The sequence below is a fragment of the Paraburkholderia phytofirmans genome (assembly GCF_046028095.1).
Lineage (GTDB): Bacteria > Pseudomonadota > Gammaproteobacteria > Burkholderiales > Burkholderiaceae > Paraburkholderia > Paraburkholderia phytofirmans_A.
On the sequence record NZ_JAQQDJ010000005.1, the window covers coordinates 356,735 to 383,707 of the forward strand.

Here is a 26,973-nt window from a genome sequence, read left to right on the forward strand (position 1 = left end):
GGGCTGGCCAATGCAATGGCGGCCAGCGCCGACAGTGACGTTATTTTTTCAGAACGTCCACTGTGATTAACGCCAGCATGCTGGCGAAATCGACGAGACCGATGATCCCACACCACTTCAGAAAGCGCGCGTGGTTTTCCTCTACTGTCAGCCACATTGTCATTTTCTTCACGGGTGCCTCCTTTGAGAAGACAAGTATATGTGCTGCACTATCTGAAAAAAGCTAATTCAGATGCACATGTAGGAATGCCAAGATAAACGCGGCACCGCATGCGAAGAGGATCGACATACCTATCTCAATGCGCGAGAAAGCCCCATCGGCAAACGGTTTGTTTCGCGGCGGCGCCTTCGCCTTTGTCCGTTCGTAATGCGTATTGACCAGACCCGACATCACGAGGCTGGAACAGGTGAATGCCCCCACGCACAGTCCGACTACGTAGTACGCCGGAATCGGCGCCTCATCACTTCCGCGCGCGAGCGCCGTCACTGCTTCATAAACCGCCGACGCAAACATCCCGATCGCACACCAGAACAGTTGGCCGTCTTTGACCGAGCCGGCGATCAACGCCTTTGCGACACGCCAGCCGTGCGCGGGCGCGACGAGCACTAGCGTGAAGATCGGGCCGATGATCGGCACGCCGAGATTCAGCAACGCCCAGAAGAAAAAATTCATCGAAGCTCACCATAGTGCGGCAACCGTAAGTTGAGATGCGCACCATCGTAGCGTCGAGACCGAATGCCGAACATTCGGCCGAATGGTTAGGCTTACTGGCTATCTTGACAAGAAAAAAGCCCACCGGGAACATGTCCCGATGGGCTCACTCTTCCTACGGAAAAACGTCGTCGGACGTTTAACCCAGCGTGGCCAGAGACTGCTCCATATCCGCACGCAAATCCGCCTCCGCTTCGAGGCCGATATAGAACCGCACCAAGGTTCCGCTATGCGGCCACTGCCCTGCCGTTCGCATCGACGCGACGTCGTACGGCATCACGAGACTGTGCGCACCGCCCCAGCTCCAGCCGAGCGAGAACAGTTCGAGCGACTCGCAGAACGTATCGATTTGCGCCGGGCTGTAGCGGCCGTCGAACACGACGGAGAAAAGCCCGCCCGCGCCCGTGAAGTCGCGCTTGTAAAACTCATGCCCCGGACAGTCGGAGAGCGCCGGGTGCAACACCGCTGAAATTTCCGGCCGCGTCTTCAGCCATTTCGCCAGGCCGAGCGCCGCGCGGTCATGCTGCTCGAAGCGCAGTTGCATGGTCGGCAGGCTGCGCAGAATCAGCGAGCAGTCGTCCGACGAGACGCCGATGCCCATGCGCATGCGCGCCGCCTTCAGCTTCAGATGCAGTTCGCGATCGACGGTAATCGTCGCGCCCATCAGCACGTCGCCGCCGCCCGATTGATACTTGGTGAGCGCCTGCACCGAGATGTCGACGCCGTGATCGAACGGCCGGAAACCGAGCCCCGCCGACCACGTATTGTCGATCGCCGTGACGACGTTGCGCGCGCGCGCGGCCGCAGTGATGGCGGGCACGTCGGCCACTTCCATCGTCACCGAGCCAGGCGCCTCGAGCCAGATCAGGCGGGTATTCGGCTGGATCAGATCGGCGATGCCCGCGCCGATCATCGGATCGTAGTAGCGCACGGTGATGCCGAAATCGCGCGCCAGCCAGTCGCCGTGGTCGCGGTTCGGCGAATAGACGTTATCTGGAATCAGCACGTCGTCGCCCGCTTTGACGAGGCCGAAATACACGTTCGAAATCGACGACAACCCCGACGGCTGCAGCAACGCGTGATTGCCGCCCTCGATGGTGGCAAGGCGTTGCGCCAGCGCGAGCGAAGTCGGCGTGGCATGCAGGCCGTAGCGCCATTGCGCGTCGTTTTTCCAGTCGAGCGCGCGCATGGTGGCGAGATCGGGGAACACGACCGTCGACGCCCGCGTGACCGGCATCGAGAACGACTCGAAGCCCGGCGTGAGCTGGTCCTCGGCACGCACGATGCGGGTTTGCAGATCGCGTTGGTGTTTGGATTGGGTCATGGTGAGTTCTGGTGAGAAGCAGACGGGAACGGAGGGCGCAGTTTCAGGGCACGCGCCGCACCCGCAAGAGTAGACGAGCCGGCGGGGTTTCGCTCGCGACACAGCGTGCGAGCGGTTGGGCGCCGCGCGGCTGCGGGTTCATTCGCCGGTTTGCAGATTGCTGACGCCGCCCACGGCGTGGCCGCCAGTGGCGGCGGCGCTCGCAGCCGGCGTAGTGGCAGCGCCCGCTGAAGGCTGTGCCGTAGCCTTATTAGCCGCACTCGCGGTCGCCGGTGCGCCGGGCGGCGGGACCGCCTGCCCTGCCGCCAGTGGCTTCAGGTCGAAGGGCTGCGGGTCGGAATCGTCGACGTTCATGCGGTCACCCGCCACTGAGCCGTCCGCCGCGAACTTGCCGACCCAGTTGCCGGTGATATGGGTGCCGTCGTTCGATTCCTCGACTTCAAGCGTATCGCCGTCGCGGTCGCCCGCGATCAGGATCACCGCGCCGGTGTCCGTGAACTGATACTCGCCGTGCACGCCGGATGGGTCGTCGCTTTTCGGCCCGAGCTTCAGCACGATCTGGCGCGAGCCCAGCATGCCGGCGTAGCGCGGGAACTTCGCGAATTCGGGGCTCGGCTTGAGCGGCAACTGGATCGGCGGGGGCGCCGCCAACTCCTTCACCGCGTCGCTTTCCGCCCAGGCCTGCGCAGGCAGCATCGCCGCTACGCCGGCACACAGCAACACGGCAGCGCTCGTCACCAACCAACCGCGCCGGCGCACCGCACCCTTCATCGCTTTCAGTTCCCGCATCCCTTCCTTCCTCATTGCTCGATACCGCTTACTGCCGACATGCCGCGCTTCAGATCCGTTCGAAGATCGCCGCGATGCCTTGCCCGCCGCCGATACACATCGTGACCAGCGCATAACGCCCGCCGATCCGCTGCAACTCGTACAGCGCCTTGACGGTGATAAGCGCACCGGTCGCGCCGATCGGGTGGCCGAGCGAAATGCCCGAGCCGTTCGGATTGACCTTGGCCGGATCGAAGCCCAGTTCCTTGCTGACCGCACAGGCCTGAGCAGCGAACGCTTCGTTGGCCTCGATCACGTCGAGGTCGGCAACCGTCAGCCCGGCGCGTTCGAGCGCGCGGCGCGTGGCCGGCACCGGGCCGATGCCCATGTACGCCGGATCGACGCCGGCATGCGCGTACGACACCAGCCGCGCCAGCGGCTTGATGCCGCGCTGTTCGGCAAGGCTGCGCTCCATCAGCACAACAGCCGCGGCGGCGTCGTTGATGCCGGACGCATTGCCCGCCGTCACCGTGCCGTTTTCTTTCGCGAACACCGGCTTCAGCTTGGAGAAATCCTCCGCCGATGCGTTCATGCGCGCGTGTTCGTCCGTGTCGAACACGACGTCGCCTTTCTTCGACGGAATTGTGATCGGCAGGATCTGTTGTTTGAAGTAGCCGCTCGTGATCGCGTTGGCCGCGCGGCGATGCGATTCGAGGGCAAGCGCGTCCTGTGCTTCGCGAGAGATGTCGTATTTGCGCGCGACGTTCTCGGCGGTCACGCCCATATGGATCGACTGGAACGGGTCGTTCAGCGCGCCGACCATCATGTCGACAAGGCGCGCGTCGCCCATGCGCTGACCGAAGCGCGCGGCCGGCATGGAGTAAGGCGCGCGGCTCATGTTTTCCGCGCCGCCGCCGATCGCGATGTCGGCGTCGCCGAGCAGCACGCTTTGCGCGGCTGAAACGATGGCCTGCAGGCCGGAGCCGCACAGGCGGTTCACGGTCAACGCCGGCGCATGTTGCGCGACGCCACCGTTGATCGCGGCCACACGCGCCAGGTACATGTCTTTCGGTTCGGTATGCACGACGTTGCCGAACACCACGTGACCGACTTCGTCGCCCGACACATTGGCGCGCGCCAGCACTTCACGCACCACGCGCGCACCGAGATCGGTCGGCGAAAAGTCTTTCAGACTGCCGCCGAAACCCCCGATTGCCGTACGCACACCGCTTACCACCACTACGTCCCGTTGCATCGCTCGCTCCTCTTCTAGTCTCTCAAGATGATCTTGCCTCGGCGGGCCGCGCTCTGTAGCGCGTGTGTTCAGCCCGCCAGAAGTTGTTCGACCGTCGCGCGCGAAGGAATCGGCGCCACCGCGCCGTAACCTTGCGTGGACAGCGCCGCGGCGACGTTCGCATAACGCGCCGCGGTAAATGGATCGTCACCCGCGACTATGCGCGCGATGAACGCGCCGCCGAAGCAGTCGCCCGCACCGGTTGCATCGACGGCATTGACGACGTGGCCCGGCACGACGCGCCGCTCGTTCGGCGTCGCGATATACGAGCCCTCTTTGCCGAGCTTCAGCGCAACCACGCTCGGACCGTGCGACAGCAGGAAATCGACGATCTCGTCACGACCGGTCAGGCCGGTGAGGTCGGTGACGTCGTCCCAGCTCGGCAGGCAGATATCGGTCTGACGGATGGCTTCGAGCATCACCGCGCGCGCCCGCGCGAGCGGCCACAGCTTCAGCCGCAGATTGGTGTCGAAGCTCACGCGCACGCCGTTGGCGCGCGCATGCGCGATCGCTTCGAGCGCCGCGTCGCAGGCGCTCAGGCTGATCGCGAGGCTGATGCCGGACAGATGGATCACCTTGGCCGCGGCGATCGCGTCGAGCGGCAGATCGTGCGGCGCGTAGCGGCTCGCGGCCGAGCCGGCGCGCAGATAGTCGAACGCGTGGCCGTTCGGGCCGTGCGACACGAAATACACACCGGTGGACGCCTGCGGATCGACGCGCACCAGCGACGTGTCCACCTGCTCCCGTTCCCACAGATCGACCAGCAGACGCCCGAAATGATCCGCGCCGACCGCCGAGACGAACCCGGTTCGCGCGCCTTGCCGCGCGGCCGCGATACAGAAGTTCGACGTATCGCCGCCAAAGCCTTGCAGATAGTTCGGCTGGTCTTTCGCCGACTGATTGAATTCGATCATCGCCTCGCCGAGCGCGAGGATCTCGGGACGCCCCGTTTGCGGCGCTGCAGTCGTGCTGACCGTCATCGATTACACCTCGCCCCACAAATCGTGACCGTCGGCGCCGGTGATTTTCACCGACACGAAATCGCCGACCTTGTAGCGCTTCGACGCCTTCACAGCCGGCGCGATATACACGACGCCGTCGATCTCCGGCGCGTCAGCCGCGGTGCGGCCGATGCCGCCGTCAGCGTTGATCTCGTCGACCAGCACCTTCAGCGTCTTGCCGACCTTCTTCGCGATGCGTTTCGCCGACACTTCTTCGGCGACTTCCATGAAACGCGCGCGGCGCTCTTCGCGCACTTCGTCCGGCAACGCGCCGTCGAGTTCGTTGGCCGTCGCGCCTTCGACCGGCGAATAGGCGAAGCAGCCGACGCGATCCAGTTCCGCCTCGCGGATGAAATCGAGCAGCGTCTGGAACTGCTCTTCGGTCTCACCGGGGAAGCCCGCGATGAACGTGCTGCGGATAGTCAGATCCGGGCACATCTCGCGCCATTTCTTCACGCGCTCCATCACCTTCTCGGCGTTAGCCGGGCGCTTCATGCGCTTCAAGACTTCCGGATGCGCGTGCTGGAACGGCACATCGAGGTAAGGCAGCACGTGGCCCTTGAACGGACCTTCGGCCATCATGGGAATCACTTCGTCGACGCTCGGATACGGATACACGTAATGCAGACGCACCCACGCGCCATATTGCGCGGCGAGTTCGCCGAGCGCGCCGACCAGATCGGTCATGCGCGTCTTGATCGGCTTGCCGTTCCAGAAACCGGTGCGGTATTTGACGTCGACGCCATAGGCGCTCGTGTCCTGCGAAATCACCAGCAGTTCCTTCACGCCCGACTTGAAAAGGTTTTCCGCTTCGAGCATCACGTCCGCGACGGGGCGCGACACGAGGTCGCCGCGCATGGACGGGATGATGCAGAACGTGCAGCGGTGGTTACAGCCTTCGGAAATTTTCAGGTACGCGTAATGGCGCGGCGTGAGCTTCACGCCGGCGGCCGGCACCAGGTCGACGAACGGATCGTGCGGCTTCGGCAGATGGGTGTGCACGTGCTGCATCACTTCGCCGAGTGCGTGCGGGCCGGTCACGGCCAGCACCTTCGGATGCACTTCTTCGATCAGCCCCGAGCCGCTCGCGCTTTTCTTCGCGCCGAGACAGCCGGTCACGATCACCTTGCCATTTTCGTTGAGCGCTTCGCCGATCGCGTCGAGACTTTCCTGCACCGCTTCGTCGATGAAGCCGCATGTATTGACGACCACGAGGTCCGCGCCGTCGTACGTGCCGGAAATCTCGTAACCTTCGGCGCGCAGTTGAGTGATGATCTGCTCGGAATCGACCAGGGCTTTCGGGCAGCCGAGGCTAACGAATCCGACCTTCGGCGTGGCAGTCGGGACAATCGTGGGTGTGGCAGACATGGGGGACCGCTTGAAGACGTTAAACCTTGAATTGTAGCGGTTCGCCAAGGCTGCCGCTCGTAAGTCTTTGAATATTCGCCCTCAAACGACCGCGAGGTCCGCTGGATCGCGCTGTGAAAGGCGCCCGGATCGATGTGTCGCCGTTAATTGACCGACGCCCGAAGCACGCTCGATCACTTCCAGAATTTCCTGCGAATCCTGCACCCGGCGGATCGCCGCATGCAATTCGGCGGCCTGCGGCCAGGTCCGCTGCAGATAGCTGAGCCACTTTTTGACGCGCCCATGCTCGTGCCGGGAGGCGACACGAGCCTGCAATTTCCGCAGATAACCGGCGATGTGACCCAGCACGTCCCGCCAGTCCCCGTCGGACGGGGAGCGGTCCATCAGTCCGCGGATTCTCAGCGCCAGAAAAGGGTCCGAGACGGCGCCGCGTCCGATCATCACGTCGTCACAACCGCTGACCGCGCGGCAGCGCTCCCAGTCGGCCACCGTCCAGACTTCTCCGTTCGCGATGACCGGCACGTCCACGGCGGCGTCGATACGCGCGATCCACTCCCAGTGGGCGGGCGGCCGGTAGCCGTGATCGCGCGTCCTGGCGTGGACGACGAGCGAGGCCGCGCCGCCTTCCGCGAGCGCCGTGGCGCAGTCGATTGCAAGCGACGTGTCGGACACGCCGAGGCGCATTTTTGCCGTCACGGCGATGCCGGCCGGCACCGCGGCGCGTACCGCCGACACGATCCGGTTCAGTTGTTCAGGGTCGGCCAGCAGCATGGCTCCGCCACCGTGCTGATTCACGACCTTGGCGGGACATCCGAAGTTCAGATCGACTCCATGCGGCGACAAGGTGGCCGCGTGGGCCGCGTTCAGGGCCATCCATTCGGGGTCGCTGCCGAGCAGTTGGACAACCATCGGCGTGCCGTTCGGCGTGTGGCCTCCGTCGAGCACCTCGGGGGCTTCCCGCTCGTAGACGCGGGTAGGAAGCACCGAGCCCGTCACGCGAATGAACTCGGACACGCATCTGTCGAATCCGCCGATGCCGGTCAACACGTCCCGCAAGACGTAGTCCGCGAGACCTTCCATGGGGGCGAGATAGAGGCGGCTCATGCGGAAATGGGCGCCGGGAAGTGGCGCATTTCCTGAGGATAAACGGGGCATCCGTAAAACATGAGATCGACGGTCGGAATGGGGATGAGGTTGGCGGCCAGAGCGCCCTCTCCGAGGAAATGCCCCACACACGCAGCCCGCGATTGTACCGCGCCGGCAACGGATCGGCCGCAGCCGGCCGCCCAGTCCTGGCGAAGGCCGCGCTTGCGACGCGTTAAAACTCCGGGGCGCTTCCCGACGACGCCCCAACGGCGGAACGCCCCGCTCGCCTGATCGCCCTACTTCTTCTCCGCCTCCGGATCAACCTCCGCGCTGCCTTGCGGATTGGCCGGCGCATTTCCAGGATTGCCGGCATTGACCGCGCCGCCCGGCGTAAACGGGAACGTGGCGAACATCGATTTCGCCTGGTTCTGCATCTGCTCCTGCATCTGCACGAACATGTTCTTCGACTGCTCGATGTAGCTGGTCATCATGCCCTGCATCATCGGCGCCTGCATGTTCATGAACTGCGACCAGACTTCGGGGTTCATCGCCTTGCCTTCGTACAGGTTCTTCGACTGGTCGGCGAGTTTCGCCTGAATGTCGATGAAGGCCTGAATGTTCTTTTCCAGATACGTGCCCATCATGCCCTGCATCGCATGACCGTAGAAGCGGATGATCTGCGACAACATCGACGACGAGAACATCGGCAAGCCGCCGCTCTCCTCTTCGAGAATGATCTGCAACAGGATGGCGCGCGTCAGATCCTCGTTGCTCTTCGCATCGATGACCTTGAAATCCTCCTGATCCAACACGAGCTGTTTGACGTCCGTCAGCGTGATGTACGTGCTTGTCTCGGTATCGTAGAGCCGACGATTCGGATATTTCTTGATCAGTCGTTCGGCTGTTTTCTTTGTAGTAGTGGTCATGTAACGCCTTTGAGCGCAAGTTGAGCGCGGAAACGGCGTCAGCGGCTGCGCAATCGGGCCTTTGCGCAGTCGAGACGCCGCCGAACCATCTGAGCCGAAGCGCGCTGCCTTGTGAGCGGCGCGCCGCTGACTCAGCCCATATGCAAACCGCCGTTCAGCGAAAAATCAGCGCCCGTGGAGAAACCCGATTCATCCGATGCCAGCCATGCCACGATCGAGCCGATTTCGTCCGGCTGGCCGAGACGGCGCACCGGAATCGTCGCGACGATCTTTTCCAGCACGTCGGGGCGGATCGACTTGACCATATCCGTGCCGATGTAGCCCGGCGACACGGTGTTGACCGTCACGCCCTTGGTGGCCACTTCCTGCGCCAGCGACATCGTGAAGCCGTGAATGCCGGCCTTCGCGGTCGAGTAATTGGTCTGGCCGAACTGGCCCTTCTGGCCGTTCACCGACGAAATGTTGATGATGCGGCCAAAGCCGCGCTCGACCATGCCGTCGATCACCTGCTTGGTGACGTTGAAGAGGCTGGTCAGGTTGGTGTCGATCACCGCCGTCCAGTCTTCGTGCGTCATCTTGCGGAACACGACGTCGCGCGTAATGCCGGCGTTGTTCACCAGAATGTCGATCTCGCCCACTTCGGCCTTGACCTTGTCGAACGCGCTCTTGGTCGACTCCCAATCGCCGACATTGCCTTCGGACGCGACAAAATCGAAGCCCAGGGCCTTCTGCTCTTCGAGCCACTTCACGCGGCGCGGCGAGTTCGGGCCGCAGCCCGCGACGACCTTGTAGCCCTCTTTGTGCAGCCGCTGGCAAATGCTCGTGCCGATGCCACCCATCCCGCCCGTTACGTACGCAATTCGCTGTGTCATAACCTACACTCCGTTATCGTTTTCGAGGCGCCAAGTGGCTGCCTCATTCCTCGCCTGTGCTTCATCTCCGCTGCCGCCGGGCGACCGGCTGACGAGGCCTCCGCTGACCGCGCGCCACAGCGCGCGGCAACGTTCCGTTCGACGCATGGCCGACGCCCGCGGCGCCCGCCACGCGCCCTTGCTCAGGCGCGCTCGAGCGCCAGCGCCACACCCATGCCGCCGCCGATACACAGCGACGCCAGACCCTTCTTCGCATCGCGCTTCTGCATTTCGTGCAGCAGCGTGACGAGAATCCGGCAACCGGACGCGCCGATCGGATGGCCGATCGCAATCGCGCCGCCGTTCACGTTGATCTTCGACGTGTCCCAGCCCATTTGCTGATTCACGGCGCACGCCTGCGCGGCAAACGCTTCGTTGATTTCCATCAGGTCCAGATCGGCCGGCGTCCAGCCAGCACGTTCGAGACAGCGGCGCGAGGCCGGCACCGGGCCCATGCCCATCACCTTCGGATCCAGACCCGAGGTGGCGTATGCCTTGATGCGCGCGAGCGGCTTGAGGCCGAGCGCTTCGGCCTTCTTCGCCGACATCACCAGCACCGCCGCCGCGCCGTCGTTCAGACCCGACGCGTTAGCCGCCGTCACCGAGCCTTCCTTCGAGAACGCCGGCTTCAGGCCGGCCAGCGACTCAGCCGTCACGCCATGGCGCACGAATTCGTCAGTGGCGAAACGCAGCGGCTCGCCCTTGCGTTGCGGAATTTCGACCGGCACGATTTCGTCGTCGAAACGGCCCGCTTTCTGCGCGGCTTCCGCCTTGTTCTGCGACAGCGCCGCGAACGCGTCCTGCTGCTCGCGCGTGATGCCGTATTCCTTGGCGACGTTCTCAGCCGTCACGCCCATGTGGTACTGGTTGTAGACGTCCCACAGGCCGTCGACGATCATCGAGTCGACCAGCTTCGCGTCGCCCATGCGGAAACCGTCGCGCGAACCCGGCAGCACGTGCGGCGCCGCGCTCATGTTTTCCTGACCGCCGGCCACCACGATATCCGCGTCACCCGCGATGATGGCATTGGCTGCGAGCATCACGGCCTTCAGGCCGGAGCCGCACACCACGTTGATCGTCATGCCGGGCACAGCCGTGGGCAAGCCGGCCTTGATCACAGCCTGACGCGCCGGATTCTGGCCCGAGCCAGCGGTGAGCACCTGACCCAGGATCACCTCGCTCACCTGCTCCGGTTTCAGACCGGCCCGCTCGAGGACCGCGCGAATCACCGTGGCGCCGAGGTCGGGTGCGGCGATCTTCGCCAGCGACCCACCGAATTTGCCCACTGCCGTACGGGCGGCCGATACGATCACAACATCAGTCATTTCCATATCCTCCGGGCGGTCGGCCGCATGCGCCGCTGCCCGTCAAGTTAAAAATCTCGTTGCTCTTAGTCACGCGCCAACTCAATCAGACGCTCATTCACACCGCAAACAACCGCGCCATGAAGCGCGTTCGAACCTACTCCCGTTGGCGCACGTAACGTCCCGGCGCCGGCTCGATCACAGGAAAGTCAGCCGAGCCTGCCGTGGCACGCGGCTTCACCTTCTTGCCACCGTACTGGTCGAGCCATGTGGTCCATTCGGGCCACCAGCTGCCGGGGACTTCGGTCGCCTGATCGAGCCATTCTTCCGGGTTCTCCGGCAGCGTCTTGACGTCGCCTTCCAGCATCCAGAAGTTGCGTTTTTTCTTCGCGGGCGGATTGATCACACCCGCGATGTGACCCGACGCGCCAAGCACGAACTTCAACGGCCCGCTGAGGAGCGGCACCGACGCATACGCCGTTTGCCACGGCACGATATGGTCTTCGCGTGAACCGTAGATGAAGGTGGGCACGTCGATCTTCGACAGATCGATCGGCTGGCCGCATGTGGTCAACGCACCCGGCTCGCGCAGACGATTCTCGAGATAGGTATTGCGCAGATACCAGACATACATCGGACCCGGCAGGCTGGTCGAATCGCTGTTCCAGTACAGCAGGTCGAACGGCACCGGCGTGCGACCTTTGAGGTAATTGTCGACGACGTAGTTCCACACCAGATCGTTCGGGCGCAGGAACGAGAACGTGTTGGCGAACTCGATGCCGCGCATCAGCCCCGGCGGCGAACCGTTCTTGCCGCCGATGGTCTGTTCGCGCATCTGCACATGCTGTTCGTCGACGAACACGTCGAGCACGCCCGTGTCCGAGAAATCGAGCATGGCGGTGAGCAGCGTCATGGACGCGGCCGGATGTTCGCCGCGCGCCGCGGCCACCGCCAGCGCCGCGGCGAGCATCGTGCCGCCGACGCAGAAACCGAGCGTATTGATCTGCTCGCGGCCGCTGATCTTGCTGACCGTATCGATAGCGGTCAGCACGCCCTCAGCGATGTAGTCGTCCCACGTTTTATGCGCGATCGATTGATCGGCGTTGCGCCACGAAATCAGGAACACCTGGTGTCCCGAATCGAGCCCGTGAGCGACCAGCGAATTCTCCGGCTGCAGATCGAGAATGTAGAACTTGTTGATGCAAGGCGGCACGATGAGAAGCGGCCGCTCGCGCACGGTCGCCGTGCGCGGCTTGTACTGGATCACCTGCATCAGGTCGTTTTCGAACACGACCGAGCCTTCGGTGTTCGCGAGATTTTCACCGACCACGAAGCCCGATTCGTCGGTCTGCGAGATCTTGCCGCGCTGCAAGTCGCCGAGCAGGTTCATCACGCCCTGGCGCAGGCTCTCGCCCTTGCTTTCCAGCAAGGTCTTTTGCGCTTCCGGATTCAAGGCGAAGAAGTTGCTCGGCGAGGCTGCCGCGGTCCATTGCTGAACAGCGAAACGGATGCGCTCGCGCACCTTGGGTTCGGTGTCGAGCGCGTCGACCATTTCCTGCAGATAGCGCGCGTTCAACAGATACCACGCCGCGGTGAACGCGTAGGCCGGCGCCGAACTCCATGCGTCGGAACTGAAGCGGCGGTCCTTGAGTTGGGGCGCCTGAGTGGCTGACGTGGTGGCTTGCTGGATCAGCTCCATTGCCTCGCGCGAATAATCAGCCTGCAACTTCTGCAGACGCTCGGAAGGAATGGCTGCGGTCGGAATATTCAGGCCGGCGAAGGACGGCATGCCAGGCATCGATCCCGCCGCCAGCTTGCTGAAGTCCGGCATGCCGGGAAACGACGGTATCTGAGGGAAACCTTGCGGCAAGCTCATTTGAGGCATTGGCATCTGCGGCATGGCGAAAGGCATGCCGCTGCCGCCGGGCGATGTGCCGAGCGAACGCCATGCGTTCATCCAGGCGTCGACAAACTGCTGCATGCCTGCGGCCGGTGTTGCACCGCTCGTACCGGCCTGCTGCGTGTGCTCCGTCGAGGAGTCCGTGCTGGGGGAAGCTGAGGGATGTGAAGCTGCCATACCTGCTTTTGACCGGTAAGTCCTTGCGGACGGGTTGAGAGGCAGGTTCGTGCGCACGAGAGCAAATTGCTCGCGACCTCGTCACGCCCTGTCCCTTGTACGAGGAGCCGTGAGGAACATTCTTGCTCCCCATCGCAAGGCATGTCAATGCTTGTTCCCGATTTTGCCGCAGTGCGATAGTTTTTTAATTATCGTTTTCCCTGTGTAGAAGATCGCGCTTTTGGAACATGCCTGGTTCGACGCACACGAGAACGAAAAAAGCTCCCAAATTGCATAGGCTTATGTGCATTTATCCGTTCGCGCGCGGACAGTTTTGGCGGCAGATTCACGCCAGCGTGCCGAATTCCGGCAGTGCAGCAAAAACGCCTATGCCATCTCCGAACAAACCCTCATACGGCGTTCGCGGGCAAGGGTCATGCGAGACGTGACAATGCTCAGACAAGCATGCCCGCATGCATGGCGTCGCGCCGTGTCGACGTCATGCATGCGGGCATGGGTGTGTTGAGTATCGCGAAAAAATCGCCGCGCATTGTGCGCGGCGCGAGTTAGTCCGCGATCGACTGCGCCTGATCGTCGAGCCAGATCAACGCGGCCATGCGGCCGGTCTCGCGATCGCGGCGATAGGAATAGAAACGCTCACGTTGCGTGACCGTGCAGAGATCGCCGCCGACAATGCGCGTCACGCCCAGCCGCTGCAGACGCAAACGCGCTAGCGCCGGGAGATCGGCGAGATATTTGCCGGGATTGTGCGGGTGCTCGACAAAGGCGTTGGCCGTCGCATCGCGTTGTGCGTTGCCCACGCCGTTCATGAAGGCGTCACGCACGTCTGCGCCGACTTCGAAGGCGTCAGGACCGATCGACGGACCGAGATAAGCGTGCAATGCCCCCGCCTCCACACCGGCGAGTTCGGCGACGCGCTCTGCTGTCTGTTCGACGATGCCCGCCGCCAGTCCGCGCCACCCAGCGTGCGCCGCGCCGACCGCGCGGCCCGCTTCGTCGCAGAACAGCACCGGCATGCAATCGGCCACCATCACAACGCACACGGTGCCGGGACAATCGGTGACGCTGGCATCGGCGCGCGTGAGTGTGCCGTTCGCGTGCGCTTGCGCGAGCACGTCTTCCGCTCGCACGATGCCGGCGCCGTGAATCTGTTCGAGCCACGCGGCCTCGCTCACGCCGGCCAGCTTCAATAGACGCTCACGGTTGGCCGCGACCGCTGCCAGATCGTCGCCGGATTTCATGCCCAGATTCAGGCCGCCGGGCAAATCCACGCCGTTTTGCCAGCGGCCGAACGGCGCTTCGCTCACGCCGCCGTCACGCGTGGTGACGAGCGCGCGCACGCGCGGCGAGACATTCCATGCGGGTTGCACGACATCGGCAAAGCTCAGTTCGGGCACAGTCATGCGTGGTCGTCCTCGTCGTGATCGTTGTGATCGGCGTGGTCGTGCGATTCATCGTCGGCGTCGTCGTGATCCAGGGCGCCGTCTTCATCGGCGTCCTCGTCGGGCGACGCGTCGTAGTCGTCTTCCTCATAGTACGTCTCGTCGAACTCGCCCGCGTCGTCGCGGCCGAGTCCGAGCGCCGCCGACAGCGCCTCCATGTCGGCCGGCGCATCGGCACGCCATTGCATCGTGCGGCCGGTCTGCGGATGAATCAGGCCGAGCCGCCATGCATGCAGCGCCTGGCGCGCGAAACCGTCGGGCAGCGGCGTGACCGAACGCTTGCCGCGCGCGCGCCCATACACCGGATCGCCGAGCAGCGGATGACCGATGTGCGCGCAATGCACGCGAATCTGATGGGTGCGCCCGGTTTCCAGATCGCAATGAATCGCGGTGACCGGCTGACGCTGCCAGATCGCCGAATCCACTCGCCGGAAATGCGTGCGCGCGGGCTTGCCCGACGCGCTCGTGACCACGGCCATGCGCGTGCGTTCGCGCGGATCGCGGCCGATCGGCGCGTCGATCGTGCCTTCTTCGGGCATGTTGCCCCATACCAGCGCGAGATAGCGGCGCTTCACCGTGCGCGCCTGCAACTGGCGCACGAGGTCGGTCTGCGCCTCGAGCGTGCGCGCCACCACCATCAGGCCGGAGGTTTCCTTGTCGAGCCGGTGCACGATGCCCGCGCGCGGCAGGCCCGCGGCGGCGTCGCCGTAGCGGTACAGCAGGCCATTGAGCACCGTGCCGCTCCAGTTGCCGGCCGCCGGATGCACGACCATGCCGGCCGGCTTGTTGATGACCACCAGCGTGTCGTCTTCGTAGACGATTTCGAGCGGCACCGGCTCCGGCGTGAACGCGAGCTGTTCGGGCAGCAGATCCGGCACGAGCTCGATGGTCGCGCCGAGCGGCACCGGCTGGCGGATTTTCGCGGGCTTGCCGTCGATCCGCACGCGCTCGGCCTCGATCCAGCTTTGCAGGCGATTGCGCGAGAACTCGGGAAAAACCCGCGCGAGCACCTTGTCGAGGCGCTCGCCGGCCAACTCGTCGGGCACGACGACGCTGCGCGGCGTTTCGTCCGCCACGCGGCTCGCCACGGTCGGCACATGGCTGGGCAGAGCGGCGGCGACGAGCGCGTCGCTGCCGAGATCGTCGTCGAGGGAATCGACGCCCAACGCGTCGGAGGGGTCAGCGCTTACGCTATAATCTTTGTTGCTATTCCCGGCACCGGTTGCGGCGCCTGGAGTATTTGAGCGGGTCATTGAGTCTGGGTCACCTGGACGTAAAGCTAGACTGGAAAATGCGAGCCTTGAACACCATCACTAAAGCGGCGATCAATTTGGCGGCCATCAAGAAGGCGGCCCGGAAAGTGGCCGGATACATTGCGTGCGCCGCAGCCGTCGCCGTTGTTGCGGCTTGCCACGGCCTGCCGGAAAAGACCGACGAGACGGCAACGTGGAACAACAACAAATTATATACGGAGGCGAACGACGCCCTGAGCGGTGGTGACTTCGGCAAGTGCGCCAAGTACTTCGAAATGCTCGAGGGTCGCGATCCGTTCGGCCACTTCGCCCAGCAGGCGCAGATCAACGTCGCGTACTGCAACTGGAAAGACAACGAAAACGCCGCCGCCGACCAGGCTATCGACCGCTTCATCCAGCTGCACCCGGATCATCCGGACATCGCTTACGCGTACTACCTGAAAGGCATGATCCACTTCAACGACGACCTCGGTCTGTTCGGCCGCTTCTCCGGCCAGGACATGAGCGAACGCGATCCGAAGTCGCTGCGCGAGTCGTACGACGCGTTCAAGGTCGTGGTGGACAAGTATCCGAACAGCAAGTATGCGCCGGACGCCGCGCAACGCATGCGCTATATCGTGAACGCGCTGGCGTCGCACGAAGTCCATGCGGCGGATTACTACTACCGTCGTGGCGCCTATGTCGCCGCGATCAACCGCGCGCAACTGGCGCTCACGCAATACAAGAACGCACCGGCTATCGAAGACGCACTGCACATCATGATGCTGTCGTATGAGAGGCTGAACCAGCCGCAACTGGCCGACGACACGAAGCGCGTGCTGGCCGGCACCTTCCCCGACAGCCCGTACATCACGGGTCATGCACGGCCGGGTACGGAAAAGTCGTGGTGGCAGTTCTAAGCTTCACCACGTACTGAGAATCAGCGGGAAGAAAAAACGCCACGACTTCGGTCGTGGCGTTTTTGTTTGTGCGTTGCGTTACCTTGCCTTACTTCGCCAAGACGCCGCGCGCCGGCGCGCCTCAATCCCGCTCGAACAACGCAATCGACTCCACATGCGACGTGTGCGGGAACATATTGACCACGCCCGCCCCCACCAACCGATAGCCCGCCTCATGCACGAGCAGACCGGCATCGCGCGCGAGGGTCGCCGGCGCGCACGAGACGTAGACGATGCGCTTAGGCAGTGGTCCATTGCCGCTCTGCGCGATCTCTACTAGCGCCTTGGCGACGGCAAGCGCCCCTTCGCGCGGCGGATCGATCAGGAACTTGTCGAAGTGGCCGAGCGCGCGCATGTCGTCGGCGGTGACTTCGAACAGGTTGCGGCACGCGAACGACGTATGCCCCGCCACGCCGTTCAGCCCGGCATTGGCCAGCGCGCGCGAGGTCAAAACCTCGCTGCCTTCGATGCCCACGACTTCCCTTGAAATCCGCGCGAGCGGCAGCGTGAAGTTACCGATCCCGCAGAACAGATCGAGCACGCGATCCGTGCGCGCCGGCGCCAGCAAGCGCAGCGCGCGGCTCACCAGCACGCGGTTGATGGCGTGATTCACCTGGGTGAAATCGGTCGGCTTGAACGGCATGCGGATGTCGTATTCCGGCAGCGTGTAGTCGAGCTGCACGTCGAGCGGATAGAACGGCGTGACCGTATCCGGGCCGCCCGGCTGCAACCAGAACTGCACGTTGTGCTGGTCGGCGAAATCACGCAGCACCTGCTCGTCCGCGGCCGTGATGGGCTCGAGATTGCGCACCACCAGCGCCGTCACCGACGAGCCCACCGCCAGTTCGAGCTGCGGCATACGGTCGTAGATCGACAGCTTGCGCACCATGAAACGCAACGGCATCAGCATGGCCGACACGTGCGGCGGCAGCACTTCGCACGTTTTCATGTCGGCGATGTAGCTGCTCTTCTTCTCATGGAAGCCGATGCGCATGCCGCCCTTTTCCGGCAGGAAACGCACGGCCAGACGCGCTCGGTAGCGATAACCCCAGGAAGGTCCGTGAATCGGCCGGAACACCGTTTCCGGGCGCAGCTTCGCCAGATGCTGCAGGTTGTCTTCGAGCACGCGCTGCTTGACGGCCACCTGCGCACGAACGTCGAGATGTTGCATCGAACAGCCGCCGCAGATATCGAAGTACGTGCATTTCGGCTTGGTGCGCATCACGCTTTCGCGAAACACCTGGACCACTTCGGCCTGCTCGAATTTGGGCTTGCTGCGATGCGTCGAATAGCTGACGCGCTCGCCGGGCAACGCGCCTTCGACAAAAATGACCTTGCCGGACGTGCCGTCTTCGGTTTCGGTGCGGCCGACGCCGCGCGCTTCCATATCGAGCGAAACGATTTCGATGACCGGTTCGTTGCCGGTGACGACGTGTGCCGGCGCGGGCGGAGGCGTCTTGGAGCGCTTCGGCGCGCGGCGATGGGGGGCAGTTCGGGACACCTGCGACTTCCTGACAAACTTGGGGAAAGGCGAGATTGTAGACGAAGCGCCGCGCCTGGCTATCATTCGGCGCGGCGGGAACGGCCCCACGCAGGTCGAGGCCGGATGCAGCGTGAGTCCGCAGATGAGCGCCTTGCATCATGAACGAAAGGGCCGCAGCGGCCCTGCAATCCGCCGCAGGGCAAACCCGTCACGCCCCGACCGCAAGCAGCTTACTGGTCGAACGCCGCCAGATACTCCGCCCATTGCGGCGCCGTTTCCAGCGCCAGCGCGTTCTTGACCAGGTTGATCTCGTCAGCATACTCCGCGGGCGAAAACGCGCCGCGAATCAGTTGGAAGCGGCAATAGAGCAAGTACGTATTGACGACATCGGTCTCGCAATAATTGCGAATTTCTTCGATGCGCCCTTCCTGATACGCGTGCCACACCTGGCTGCCGTCCATGCCCATCTTGCCGGGAAAGCCGCACATCTTGGCGAGCGCGTCGAGCGGCGCGTTGGCGCGCGCCTGGTACATGGCGAGCACGTCCATCAGATCCGTGTGACGCGCGTGATAGCGGCTGATGTAGTTGTTCCACTTGAACTCGCGGTCGTCCTCACCGAGATCCCAGAACTTGTAGGCGGGAATGCCGTTGACGAGCGCGCGGTAGTTCAGCACCGGCAGGTCGAAGCCGCCGCCGTTCCACGACACGAGCTGCGGCGTGTACTTCTCGATCACGCGATAAAACGACTGCACCAGCGCCGCCTCGCCGTCTTCCAGCGTGCCGAGCGAGCGCACCCGGAAGCCGTTGTTGTCGCGGAACACGCAGGAAATCGCCGCAATCCGTTGCAGATGATGCGGCAGGAAATCGCTGCCGGTCTTTTCCCGGCGTGCGGCGAACGCATGCTCGGCGACTTCGGCGTCGCTCAGGTCGGCGGGCAAATCTTCGAGGCGGCGAATGCCGGCGACATCGGGAATCGTCTCGATGTCGAAAACAAGAATCGGTGTCATCAGGTTATAGAACGGCGTCCTTCCGAACACCGTTGGAGGCGAAGAAGCGCTTCAACCGCACGAGCGCTTCCTGTTGGATCTGGCGCACACGCTCGCGCGTGAGGCCCATTTCGTCGGCCAGCTCTTCGAGCGTGGCGGGCTCGATATGATTCAGGCCGAAGCGGCGCTCGATCACATGACGATGCTTGTCCGACAGGCGAGCCAGCCACGCGCGTGTCAGCGTTTCCAGTTCGCGGTGCTGCACTTCCGCATCCGGCGACTGGCTCTGGTCGTCGGACAGCAGATCGAGCAGGCTGCTCGCCGGATCGAGATCGAGCGGCGCGTCGAGCGACGCAGTGTGTTCGTTCAGCGCGAGGATGTCGGTGACTTCGTCGGTGGTCTTGCCAGTCAGATAGGCGATGTCGTCGATGCTGGCGTCGCGGCGCTCGGCGGCCTCGCCAGAATTCATCGAATTTTTTTCCAGATGGCGCTTGGCGCGCAGCACCTGATTGAGCTCGCGAATCACGTGCACCGGCAAACGGACGGTGCGCGCCTGGTTCATGATGGCGCGCTCGATACTCTGGCGGATCCACCACGTGGCGTAAGTAGAAAACCTGAAGCCGCGCGTCGGATCGAATTTTTCGATGGCGTGCATCAGGCCGAGGTTGCCTTCCTCGATCAGATCGAGCAGCGGCACGCCGCGATTCAGATAGCCCTTCGCGATACTGACGACGAGCCGCAGATTGCGCTCGATCATGACCTGGCGCGCTTCGAACTCGCCCGCCTTGGCAAGACGCGAATACTTCTGCTCTTCCTCGACGGTCAGAAGCGGCTTGACGCTGATTCGATTCAGGTAGTGCTGAATCGTGTCGGCCGTCAGCTCGGCTTGCAGCAGCGCGCGGAAATCGTCCGCGTCCGGCGCGGCTTCAGCCGCGCCTTCACGGGTCTCGCCGGCTTCGTCAGCGCCGCCCTGGCGTTCGTCGAGATCGCGCTCCTCGGCGATCTCCTCTTCCACTTCCGAAGCGCCGCTTTCGTCGACCGAAGCGGACATAGCGTGGCTGGTCTTCTCAGACTCGGCTTGCGGCGGGCGGCGCTTCGATTTCGGCATGGTCGTATCGCTTATTGCGGCGGCAAATACTTCAGTGGGTCGACAGGTTTACCCTGCCGGCGAACTTCGAAATGCAACATCACACGGTCGGAATCGCTATTGCCCATCTCGGCGATCTTCTGCCCCTTCGTCACCGCGTCCCCCTCTTTTACCATCAAAGAGCGGTTATGTGCATACGCCGTGAGATAAGTTGCATCATGCTTGATGATAATGAGATTGCCGTAACCACGCAGCCCATTTCCGGCATAAACCACGCGGCCGTCCGCCGACGCTTTCACCGGATCTCCCGCAGCGCCGCCGATATTGACGCCCTTGTTGGTCGAGTCGTTGAACGTGCCGAGCAGCGGTCCGCGCACCGGCCACGCGAAGGCCACGTTGCCGGACGCGCCGGCGTTCGAATCACTGGCCGCGCCAGGGGTGGCAGGCGGCGTCAGCGACGCATTGTTCGTCGTCGAACCGTAGATGGGCGGCGCCGCCACACCGGCTGCGCCAGCAGTCCCGGCCGCCGACGGCGTGCTGCCGAGCGGTGCGCTCTGCACCGCACCACCGCTGCCGATCGGTGCGGTCGAGACGCCCGGCGTCAACGCCGCGGTGTTCGCACCCGGCGGCACGACGCGCAGCAACTGATCGACTTCGATCTGATTCGGGTTGGTGAGATTGTTCCACGCCGAAATGTCGCGGTAGTTCTGACCGTTCTCCAACGCGATCCGATACAGCGTGTCGCCCGGCTTCACGCGATAGTAGCCCGGCGGCGGCGGTCCGAGCGGCACCGCCGGCTGCGCACCTTGCGTGGTGAGCACACCGCCGCCGGAGCGGTCGACGACCGGCGCCTGATCGAGCCGGGATGCGCAGGCCGTCATCAACAGGGACAAGGCGAGCACGCACACGCTGCGCTGGGTTACGGTCATGGGGACATTCAGGCTGGTTCTTCGCATCGCGCGCAACATACTCATCGGTGTCAAATCACTCCGGATTTTAAGGGTACAAAGAAAACGCGATCAAGCCGCGACTCGCGCCACTGCGCGGGTCCGAGGCGCTCGACCAGAGTCAGCACCTGGTTCTGGCCGTCCTGCGAGCCGACCGGCGCGACCAGACGGCCGCCGATCGCGAGTTGTTCAAGTAATGCTTGCGGTACGTCGAGCCCCGCCGCGGCGATCACGATCGCGTCGAACGGCGCCGCCGCCGGCAGCCCCAGGCGCCCATCGCCGTAATGCAGGCGAATGTTCGGAATGCGCAGCGGACGCAAGTTCGTCTTCGCGCGTTCGGACAACGGCTTGATGCGCTCGATCGAGTAAACCTCGCGCGCGACCTGGCTCAGCACGGCCGCCTGGTAACCGCAGCCGGTACCGATTTCGAGCACGTTGTTCAGCGCGCGGCCGGCAGCGGCCAGCTCGATCATCCGAGCGACCACCGACGGCTTGGAGATCGTCTGGTGATGGCCGATCGGCAACGCCGCGTCTTCGTAGGCCTGAACCGCGAGACCCGGGTCGACGAACATGTGGCGCGGCACCACCGACATCGCGTTCAACACGCGCTGATCGGTCACGCCGTTCGCACGCAGGCGTTCGACCATGCGTTCGCGAACCCGTTCCGACGTCAGTGCCATCGCGCCGTTCAGAGCGACGTTCGGTGCGGCGCTGCGCTCGCTGGATCGTGCAGCGGGTTTGGCCGACGCCGCCGACTGCGGAGCGGTGCGTGCCGTCGAACTTTGAACGACCGGCTTGGCCGGCGTTTTAACGGAAGGCGCGGCCACCGGCTTCGGCGGCGTCGTCGCCGAGGGTTTGGCTTGCGGTTTCATCTGCACCGCAGGCTGCGCCCTTGTCTGCCCGGATTGGGATTTACCCGCGGAACCGGGCGGCGCATTCTTCGCGGGCTGCTGACGCGCGTTCAGCGCCGCGCTTGCGGCGAGCGCCGCCGCGCGGATTTCGCCTGGACGTCCTTCGGGCCGGCGCGGTTCGCGCACCAGGTCCTCGAGGCCGAGCGGAAAGCGCTTGCCGCGCTCGCTGGTCATGAAGCGCCGCCGCCGGCGCGCGCCCAGTCGCGCGCTGCGGGCAGCATTTGCGTGTGGGTCAGGTCGAGCTGCAACGGCGTGACCGACACGTGGCCGTTGGCGACGGCGTGAAAGTCGGTGCCTTCGCTCGCGTCGCGTGCGCTGCCCGCCGGACCGATCCAGTAGATCGGTTCGCCGCGAGGGTTGGTCTGGCGGATCACCGGCTGCGACGGGTGCCGTTTGCCGAGACGCGTGATCTGCCAGTCGCCGAGTTGCTCATACGGCAGATTCGGAATGTTGACGTTCAGAAGCGGATGCCCGGGCAACGGCTGCTCGAGATAGTGCGCGACGATTTCAGCGGCAACCCGCACGGCGTCGTCGAGATGCACCCAGTCCTTGTCGACCAGCGAGAACGCGATGGCCGGCACGCCGAACATGATGCCCTCGGTGGCGGCCGCGACGGTGCCCGAATAGAGCGTGTCTTCGCCCATGTTCTGACCGTTGTTGATGCCCGAGACCACGAGGTCCGGCGTATGGTCGAGCATGCCTGTCAACGCGATGTGCACCGAGTCGGTGGGCGTGCCGTTCACGTAGTAGAAACCATTGGCCGAGCGCAGGACCGAGAGCGGCCGCGACAGCGTCAGGGAATTCGACGCGCCACTGCAATTCTGTTCGGGTGCCATCACGGTGACGTCCGCGATCGGCTTGAGCGCTTCGTAAAGCGCAGCAAGGCCGGGCGCCAGATAACCGTCGTCGTTGCTGAGTAGGATTCGCATGCGGCGATTGTAACCGAGGAAAGAAGGCGCGCGAACGACACGGCGGGCCATGCGCACGACGTATGCAACGCGCACGCGTCGGGATCGTGAAAGGCCGGCGCGAGTCGACGGCCGGACATGCATCGCGCACTTGCCGATCACATACGAGCCAATAAAAACGCACGGTCGTGCTGATTGTTTTACACTCAGAATGCTTGCGAACCCCTGATCGAAATGGAGACACGATGCGCGCGATTCGCTGTAGACAATATGGGCCGCCGGAGAGCCTGGTCGTCGAAAACCTGCCGGACCTCGAAGCGCCGCCAGGCCATGTCGTGATCGACGTGAAAGCCGCCGCCGTCAACTTTCCCGACGTGCTGATCATCGAGAACAAATACCAGTTCAAACCGCCGCTGCCCTTCACGCCCGGCTCGGAAGTCGCGGGCGTGGTGCGCGCGGTCGGCGCCGACGTCACGCAGTTTAAGCCCGGCTCACGCGTGGTGGCCTTCACCGGTCAGGGTGGTTTCGCGGAGCAGGCGCTCGCGCCGGCTGCGGCGTGCGTACCGTTAGCGGACGATGTCGACTTCGAGCTGGCCGCCGCCTTCACGCTGGCCTACGGCACATCGCATCACGCCGTTGTCGATCGTGGCGCGTTGCAAGCGGGCGAGACGATGCTGGTGCTCGGCGCGGCCGGCGGCGTCGGGCTGGCAGCCGTCGAAATCGGCAAAGCGCTCGGCGCGCGCGTGATCGCGGCCGCGTCGAGCGACGAGAAACTCGCGACCTGCGTCAAGCACGGCGCGGATGCGACCATCAACTACAGCACCGAAGATCTGCGCGAGCGCATCAAGGCGCTCACCGACGGTAAAGGCCCGGACGTGATCTACGATCCGGTCGGCGGCGTGTATGCGGAGCCGGCGTTTCGCAGCATCGGCTGGCGCGGCCGTTATCTGGTGGTGGGCTTCGCCAACGGCGAGATTCCGAAGCTGCCGCTCAACCTGACGCTGCTCAAAGGCGCGAGTCTGGTCGGCGTGTTCTGGGGTGACTTTGCGAAGCGCGAACCGCAGCACAATCACGCGGCGTTTCAACAAATGACGCGGTGGATCGGCGAAGGCAAGCTCAAGCCGTATGTGTCGGCGCGCTATTCGCTCGAGGACACTGGGCGCGCGTTGCGGGATATGGCGGAGCGTCGCGTGATCGGGAAGGTGGTGGTGACGCCTTAGTCCTTGCGTAACCGATTCGTTCTGGTAGCAACCAAAAGAAACGACGCGCGGTTTTCCAACCGGCGCGTCGTTTCTTTTTCGCTAAGCGATGTGCGTTGCGTGTTGCGTGTTGCGCATCGAGGTTCGCGCGTATCGAACGCGCGCCGTTCTGCCCTACAGCTTTTCCGTGTCGCCCGTCTTGGGCTGCCACTTCATCAAGCGCCGCTCGCCGATGCCGACGATCGCATCCAGAATCAGCGCGAACGCGGTCAACACCAGAATCCCGGCAAACACGGTATTGATATCGAAGGTGCCTTCGGCCTGCAGAATCAGATAGCCGACGCCACGCGCCGAGCCGAGATATTCGCCCACCACCGAGCCGACAAACGCCAGTCCCACCGACGTATGCAAGCTCGAAAACACCCAACTCATCGCGCTAGGCAAGTAGACGAAGCGCAGCAAATGCTTGCCGTTCGCGCCGAGCATGCGCGCGTTGGCGAGCACGACCGGACTGACTTCCTTCACGCCCTGATAGACGTTGAAGAACACGATAAAGAACACCAGCGTGACACCGAGCGCCACCTTCGACCAGATGCCCAGCCCGAACCACACGCCGAAGATCGGCGCGAGAATCACGCGCGGCATCGAATTGGCGGCTTTGATGTACGGATCGAACAGCGCGCTCGCCAGCGGCGAGAGCGCGAGCCACAAGCCCACGCCGAGCCCGAGCGCCGTGCCGAGCGCGAATGCGAGCACGGTTTCGACCAGCGTGATCCAGAGGTGCAGATAGATCTCGCCGCCCACGAACCATTCCCAGATCCGCTGCAGCACTTTCTGCGGCTCGCCGAAGAAGAACGCGGCTTTGTTCGGGTCGTCGAAATAGAACGCCGGCAGCAGCGTCGGGCTGGTCAGCACGTACCAGAGCACGAAGCACAGCACCAGCAGCAGCCATTGCCAGATCACCAGATTCGCCCGGTTCGGGCGCAACGTCTTCCACATGACTCGGTTTGCCTTGGACGATTGATTGACGCGATACGTGACGCGTTTACGTTTATACGGCGGTGAGTTGCTGCTGATAGCCTTTGAGTACTTCGTCGCGCAGCACGCTCCAGATCTGCGCATGCAATTCGACGAAACGCGGATGCGAACGGATTTCGGCAACGTCTCGCGGACGCGGCAGGTCGATCGTGAATTCGCCGATCGGGTGCGTGCCCGGCCCGGCCGAAAGCACCACCACGCGATCCGACATCGCGATCGCTTCGTCGAGATCGTGCGTGATGAACAACACCGCTTTGCGTTTGGCGGCCCACAGGTCGAGCAACTCGTTTTCCATCAACTGACGCGTCTGGATGTCGAGCGCGGAAAACGGCTCGTCCATCAGAATGATGTCCGGATCGAGAATCAGCGTCTGCGCCATCGCGACGCGCTTGCGCATGCCGCCCGACAGCTGATGCGGATAGCGATCGCCGAAGCCGCCGAGGCCGACGCGCTTCAACCACTCGTCGGCCTTGATGCGGGCTTCGGCGGGCGGCACGCCGTGAAACGCGAGGCCGGCCATGACGTTATCGATGGCCGAGCGCCACGGCATCAGCGCGTCGGCCTGGAACATATAGCCGGCGCGCCGGTTGATGCCCTTGAGCGGCTCACCGAACACGCTGACCGTGCCCGACGACGGCCCCAGCAAACCCGCGCCGACATTCAACAGCGTGGATTTACCGCAACCGGTCGGGCCGACCACCGAGACGAACTCGCCCGGCGCGATGCGCAGCGTGGTTTCCTTCACCGCCGTGTAGCGCTGCGCGCGGTTGTCACGCGCGGCGAACGTGCAGGTGATGTTGTCGAGCGCCAGTGCGGCAACGGTCATCGTTCAGCTCGCTTCGAAAGATCGGATTGGTGTGTGATCAGGTCACGTCATGGCACGCGGCGCCGGGATAGAGTGGTTGCGACGCGCGTTGCGTCGCCCCACAGCCCGAATGCCTGTGCTCGACTCAAGCCTTGACGGTAGTCAGCGCTTTCTTGACGAAGTCGTTGGTCCACGTCTTCGACAGATCGATCGGCTTGCCCTGCACGTTCGGATCGAACGCCTGCAAGGTCTTCAGCGACGTCGCCGGGCCGTCCGCCGGCATCAGGCCATCGGGCGACATTGCTTCCTTCACGTGCTGCCACGCGTCCAGATAGACCGCGCGGTCGCCCAGCAGGTAGCCTTCCGGCACCGTGTTGATCAGTTCACTGCCGGTCGCCGTTTGCAGCCACTTGAGCGCGCGCACCATCGCGTTGGTCAGCGCCTGCGTGGTGTTGGGATTCTTCGTGATGAACGTTTGCGATGCGTACAGACACCCCGCCGGCATATCGCCACCGAAGACGCTGCGTGTGTCGGCGAGCGTACGCGTGTCGGACACCACGCGAATCTCGCCGGTGCGCTCGAGCTTGGTCATGACCGGGTCGAGATTGGCGATGGCGTCGATCTGTCCCGACTGCAACGCGGCGATCGCGCCGGCGCCCGCGCCGACGCCGATAAACGCGACGTCTTTCGCGCTCAGCCCCGCTTTCGCCAGCACGAAGCTCGCCATGATCGAAGTCGACGAACCCGGCGCGGTCACGCCGATTTTCTTGCCCTTGAGATCGGCAATCGACTTGTAGTTCGGCATGGTCTTCTTCGAGACCGCGAGCACGATCTGCGGCGCGCGGCCTTGCAGGACGAACTCGCGGAACATCTGCTTTTGCGCCTGCAGCAGCAAGGTATGCTCGAACGCGCCGGACACCACGTCCGCGCTGCCGCCGACCGCCGCTTTCAACGCCTGCGAGCCGCCGGCGAAGTCGGAGATTTCGACGTCGAGCCCTTCGTCCTTGAAGTAATTGCGACGCTCGGCGATGGTGAGCGGCAGGTAGTAGAACAGGTTCTTGCCGCCGACGGCGATCGCCACCTTGCTGGTTTCAGGTTTGCCCTGCGCGAAGGCGAGCGGCGTGGCGGCGAGCGTGGCGCCCGCGAGTGCGGCAGTGCCGGCGAGAAAACTTCTCCGTTGCATGGTCTCGAGTCTCCAAACTTTC

The 26,973-nt window shown here is 63.8% G+C and carries 25 protein-coding genes; 2 read left to right on the forward strand and 23 right to left on the reverse strand.

Going from position 1 to position 26,973, the window contains the following annotated elements; genetic code table 11:
* Nucleotides 1-40 precede the first annotated feature (40 nt).
* The 14 genes from PQR54_RS17400 to PQR54_RS17465 all read right to left on the reverse strand — a co-directional run bounded on the left by PQR54_RS17400 (nucleotide 41) and on the right by PQR54_RS17465 (nucleotide 15,466).
* Complete coding sequence (locus PQR54_RS17400; protein WP_408247737.1) at nucleotides 41-172, reverse strand: hypothetical protein; 132 nt, start codon at nucleotides 170-172, stop codon at nucleotides 41-43.
* A 51-nt stretch (nucleotides 173-223) separates the two neighbouring features.
* Nucleotides 224-673, reverse strand: a complete 450-nt coding sequence (locus PQR54_RS17405) for a hypothetical protein (RefSeq protein WP_408247739.1) — start codon at nucleotides 671-673, stop codon at nucleotides 224-226.
* A gap of 178 nt (nucleotides 674-851) precedes the next feature.
* A complete protein-coding gene (locus PQR54_RS17410) occupies nucleotides 852-2,036 on the reverse strand; it encodes a cystathionine beta-lyase (RefSeq protein WP_408247741.1) in 1,185 nt (394 codons plus the stop codon).
* Between the two features lie 138 nt (nucleotides 2,037-2,174).
* Nucleotides 2,175-2,825 (reverse strand): hypothetical protein, encoded by a 651-nt coding sequence (locus PQR54_RS17415; protein WP_408247744.1) that lies wholly within the window; start codon nucleotides 2,823-2,825, stop codon nucleotides 2,175-2,177.
* A 49-nt stretch (nucleotides 2,826-2,874) separates the two neighbouring features.
* Nucleotides 2,875-4,059: a beta-ketothiolase BktB gene (gene bktB / locus PQR54_RS17420; protein WP_116141158.1), complete on the reverse strand. Its 1,185-nt coding sequence runs from the start codon at nucleotides 4,057-4,059 to the stop codon at nucleotides 2,875-2,877.
* Between the two features lie 68 nt (nucleotides 4,060-4,127).
* Nucleotides 4,128-5,078, reverse strand: coding sequence for a sugar kinase (locus PQR54_RS17425; protein ID WP_408247747.1), 951 nt, complete (start codon nucleotides 5,076-5,078; stop codon nucleotides 4,128-4,130).
* Nucleotides 5,079-5,081: 3 nt separating this feature from the next.
* The gene (gene rimO / locus PQR54_RS17430; RefSeq protein WP_408247748.1) at nucleotides 5,082-6,467 is read right to left on the reverse strand and encodes a 30S ribosomal protein S12 methylthiotransferase RimO; all 1,386 of its coding nucleotides are present in this window, start codon (nucleotides 6,465-6,467) and stop codon (nucleotides 5,082-5,084) included.
* Nucleotides 6,468-6,548: 81 nt separating this feature from the next.
* A complete protein-coding gene (locus tag PQR54_RS17435) occupies nucleotides 6,549-7,571 on the reverse strand; it encodes a tRNA dihydrouridine synthase (protein WP_408247750.1) in 1,023 nt (340 codons plus the stop codon).
* Between the two features lie 278 nt (nucleotides 7,572-7,849).
* Complete coding sequence (phaR, locus tag PQR54_RS17440) at nucleotides 7,850-8,479, reverse strand: polyhydroxyalkanoate synthesis repressor PhaR (RefSeq protein WP_408247752.1); 630 nt, start codon at nucleotides 8,477-8,479, stop codon at nucleotides 7,850-7,852.
* Between the two features lie 131 nt (nucleotides 8,480-8,610).
* The gene (locus PQR54_RS17445; RefSeq protein ID WP_012432856.1) at nucleotides 8,611-9,351 is read right to left on the reverse strand and encodes a 3-ketoacyl-ACP reductase; all 741 of its coding nucleotides are present in this window, start codon (nucleotides 9,349-9,351) and stop codon (nucleotides 8,611-8,613) included.
* A 182-nt stretch (nucleotides 9,352-9,533) separates the two neighbouring features.
* A complete protein-coding gene (locus PQR54_RS17450; RefSeq protein ID WP_408247754.1) occupies nucleotides 9,534-10,715 on the reverse strand; it encodes an acetyl-CoA C-acetyltransferase in 1,182 nt (393 codons plus the stop codon).
* A 136-nt stretch (nucleotides 10,716-10,851) separates the two neighbouring features.
* Nucleotides 10,852-12,675, reverse strand: a complete 1,824-nt coding sequence (gene phaC / locus PQR54_RS17455; RefSeq protein ID WP_408247756.1) for a class I poly(R)-hydroxyalkanoic acid synthase — start codon at nucleotides 12,673-12,675, stop codon at nucleotides 10,852-10,854.
* Between the two features lie 641 nt (nucleotides 12,676-13,316).
* Entirely contained in the window at nucleotides 13,317-14,174 is an 858-nt protein-coding gene (gene pgeF, locus PQR54_RS17460; RefSeq protein WP_408247758.1) for a peptidoglycan editing factor PgeF, read from the reverse strand.
* Nucleotides 14,171-15,466 carry an RluA family pseudouridine synthase gene (locus PQR54_RS17465; RefSeq protein WP_408247760.1) on the reverse strand — a complete coding sequence of 432 codons (1,296 nt, stop codon included), beginning with the start codon at nucleotides 15,464-15,466 and terminating at the stop codon, nucleotides 14,171-14,173. Before PQR54_RS17465 ends, pgeF begins: the two co-directional genes overlap by 4 nt.
* A 38-nt stretch (nucleotides 15,467-15,504) precedes the next feature.
* Here PQR54_RS17465 and PQR54_RS17470 point away from each other — a divergent pair, with 38 nt between their 5' ends.
* Entirely contained in the window at nucleotides 15,505-16,365 is an 861-nt protein-coding gene (locus PQR54_RS17470; protein ID WP_408247762.1) for an outer membrane protein assembly factor BamD, read from the forward strand.
* 121 nt (nucleotides 16,366-16,486) lie between these two features.
* On the opposite strand, the gene rlmD is transcribed toward PQR54_RS17470, so the two are convergent.
* The 6 genes from rlmD to surE all read right to left on the reverse strand — a co-directional run bounded on the left by rlmD (nucleotide 16,487) and on the right by surE (nucleotide 22,747).
* Nucleotides 16,487-17,905 (reverse strand): 23S rRNA (uracil(1939)-C(5))-methyltransferase RlmD, encoded by a 1,419-nt coding sequence (gene rlmD / locus PQR54_RS17475; RefSeq protein WP_408247764.1) that lies wholly within the window; start codon nucleotides 17,903-17,905, stop codon nucleotides 16,487-16,489.
* 212 nt (nucleotides 17,906-18,117) lie between these two features.
* Nucleotides 18,118-18,894 carry a 3'-5' exonuclease gene (locus PQR54_RS17480; RefSeq protein ID WP_408183239.1) on the reverse strand — a complete coding sequence of 259 codons (777 nt, stop codon included), beginning with the start codon at nucleotides 18,892-18,894 and terminating at the stop codon, nucleotides 18,118-18,120.
* Between the two features lie 4 nt (nucleotides 18,895-18,898).
* Complete coding sequence (gene rpoS, locus PQR54_RS17485) at nucleotides 18,899-19,981, reverse strand: RNA polymerase sigma factor RpoS (protein ID WP_408247766.1); 1,083 nt, start codon at nucleotides 19,979-19,981, stop codon at nucleotides 18,899-18,901.
* Nucleotides 19,982-19,992: 11 nt separating this feature from the next.
* Nucleotides 19,993-20,934, reverse strand: coding sequence for a peptidoglycan DD-metalloendopeptidase family protein (locus PQR54_RS17490; protein ID WP_408247768.1), 942 nt, complete (start codon nucleotides 20,932-20,934; stop codon nucleotides 19,993-19,995).
* Between the two features lie 5 nt (nucleotides 20,935-20,939).
* A complete protein-coding gene (locus tag PQR54_RS17495) occupies nucleotides 20,940-21,992 on the reverse strand; it encodes a protein-L-isoaspartate(D-aspartate) O-methyltransferase (RefSeq protein WP_408247771.1) in 1,053 nt (350 codons plus the stop codon).
* A complete protein-coding gene (surE, locus tag PQR54_RS17500; RefSeq protein WP_408247773.1) occupies nucleotides 21,989-22,747 on the reverse strand; it encodes a 5'/3'-nucleotidase SurE in 759 nt (252 codons plus the stop codon). The genes PQR54_RS17495 and surE overlap by 4 nt, the downstream gene beginning before the upstream one ends.
* A gap of 224 nt (nucleotides 22,748-22,971) precedes the next feature.
* Between surE and PQR54_RS17505 the strand changes: the two genes are divergently transcribed.
* On the forward strand, nucleotides 22,972-23,946 hold the full coding sequence (locus PQR54_RS17505) for an NADPH:quinone oxidoreductase family protein (protein WP_408247775.1): 975 nt from the start codon (nucleotides 22,972-22,974) through the stop codon (nucleotides 23,944-23,946).
* A gap of 153 nt (nucleotides 23,947-24,099) precedes the next feature.
* Here PQR54_RS17505 and PQR54_RS17510 read toward each other — a convergent pair whose 3' ends face one another.
* The 3 genes from PQR54_RS17510 to PQR54_RS17520 all read right to left on the reverse strand — a co-directional run bounded on the left by PQR54_RS17510 (nucleotide 24,100) and on the right by PQR54_RS17520 (nucleotide 26,951).
* Nucleotides 24,100-24,924, reverse strand: coding sequence for an ABC transporter permease (locus tag PQR54_RS17510; RefSeq protein WP_408247778.1), 825 nt, complete (start codon nucleotides 24,922-24,924; stop codon nucleotides 24,100-24,102).
* Nucleotides 24,925-24,976: 52 nt separating this feature from the next.
* Nucleotides 24,977-25,789: an ABC transporter ATP-binding protein gene (locus PQR54_RS17515; RefSeq protein WP_106307665.1), complete on the reverse strand. Its 813-nt coding sequence runs from the start codon at nucleotides 25,787-25,789 to the stop codon at nucleotides 24,977-24,979.
* A 124-nt stretch (nucleotides 25,790-25,913) separates the two neighbouring features.
* Nucleotides 25,914-26,951, reverse strand: coding sequence for an ABC transporter substrate-binding protein (locus tag PQR54_RS17520; protein WP_106308040.1), 1,038 nt, complete (start codon nucleotides 26,949-26,951; stop codon nucleotides 25,914-25,916).
* Nucleotides 26,952-26,973 lie beyond the last annotated feature (22 nt).

Coding starts and splice junctions, on each gene's coding strand:
- PQR54_RS17405 (WP_408247739.1), bottom strand. CDS start 673: ATGAATTTTTTCTTCTGGGCGTTGCTGAATCTCGGCGTGCCGATCATC.
- PQR54_RS17410 (WP_408247741.1), bottom strand. CDS start 2,036: ATGACCCAATCCAAACACCAACGCGATCTGCAAACCCGCATCGTGCGT.
- PQR54_RS17415 (WP_408247744.1), bottom strand. CDS start 2,825: ATGCGGGAACTGAAAGCGATGAAGGGTGCGGTGCGCCGGCGCGGTTGG.
- bktB (WP_116141158.1), bottom strand. CDS start 4,059: ATGCAACGGGACGTAGTGGTGGTAAGCGGTGTGCGTACGGCAATCGGG.
- PQR54_RS17425 (WP_408247747.1), bottom strand. CDS start 5,078: ATGACGGTCAGCACGACTGCAGCGCCGCAAACGGGGCGTCCCGAGATC.
- rimO (WP_408247748.1), bottom strand. CDS start 6,467: ATGTCTGCCACACCCACGATTGTCCCGACTGCCACGCCGAAGGTCGGA.
- PQR54_RS17435 (WP_408247750.1), bottom strand. CDS start 7,571: ATGAGCCGCCTCTATCTCGCCCCCATGGAAGGTCTCGCGGACTACGTC.
- phaR (WP_408247752.1), bottom strand. CDS start 8,479: ATGACCACTACTACAAAGAAAACAGCCGAACGACTGATCAAGAAATAT.
- PQR54_RS17445 (WP_012432856.1), bottom strand. CDS start 9,351: ATGACACAGCGAATTGCGTACGTAACGGGCGGGATGGGTGGCATCGGC.
- PQR54_RS17450 (WP_408247754.1), bottom strand. CDS start 10,715: ATGACTGATGTTGTGATCGTATCGGCCGCCCGTACGGCAGTGGGCAAA.
- phaC (WP_408247756.1), bottom strand. CDS start 12,675: ATGCAGCAGTTTGTCGACGCCTGGATGAACGCATGGCGTTCGCTCGGC.
- pgeF (WP_408247758.1), bottom strand. CDS start 14,174: ATGACTGTGCCCGAACTGAGCTTTGCCGATGTCGTGCAACCCGCATGG.
- PQR54_RS17465 (WP_408247760.1), bottom strand. CDS start 15,466: ATGACCCGCTCAAATACTCCAGGCGCCGCAACCGGTGCCGGGAATAGC.
- PQR54_RS17470 (WP_408247762.1), top strand. CDS start 15,505: ATGCGAGCCTTGAACACCATCACTAAAGCGGCGATCAATTTGGCGGCC.
- PQR54_RS17480 (WP_408183239.1), bottom strand. CDS start 18,894: ATGACACCGATTCTTGTTTTCGACATCGAGACGATTCCCGATGTCGCC.
- rpoS (WP_408247766.1), bottom strand. CDS start 19,981: ATGCCGAAATCGAAGCGCCGCCCGCCGCAAGCCGAGTCTGAGAAGACC.
- PQR54_RS17490 (WP_408247768.1), bottom strand. CDS start 20,934: ATGAGTATGTTGCGCGCGATGCGAAGAACCAGCCTGAATGTCCCCATG.
- PQR54_RS17495 (WP_408247771.1), bottom strand. CDS start 21,992: ATGACCAGCGAGCGCGGCAAGCGCTTTCCGCTCGGCCTCGAGGACCTG.
- surE (WP_408247773.1), bottom strand. CDS start 22,747: ATGCGAATCCTACTCAGCAACGACGACGGTTATCTGGCGCCCGGCCTT.
- PQR54_RS17505 (WP_408247775.1), top strand. CDS start 22,972: ATGCGCGCGATTCGCTGTAGACAATATGGGCCGCCGGAGAGCCTGGTC.
- PQR54_RS17510 (WP_408247778.1), bottom strand. CDS start 24,924: ATGTGGAAGACGTTGCGCCCGAACCGGGCGAATCTGGTGATCTGGCAA.
- PQR54_RS17515 (WP_106307665.1), bottom strand. CDS start 25,789: ATGACCGTTGCCGCACTGGCGCTCGACAACATCACCTGCACGTTCGCC.
- PQR54_RS17520 (WP_106308040.1), bottom strand. CDS start 26,951: ATGCAACGGAGAAGTTTTCTCGCCGGCACTGCCGCACTCGCGGGCGCC.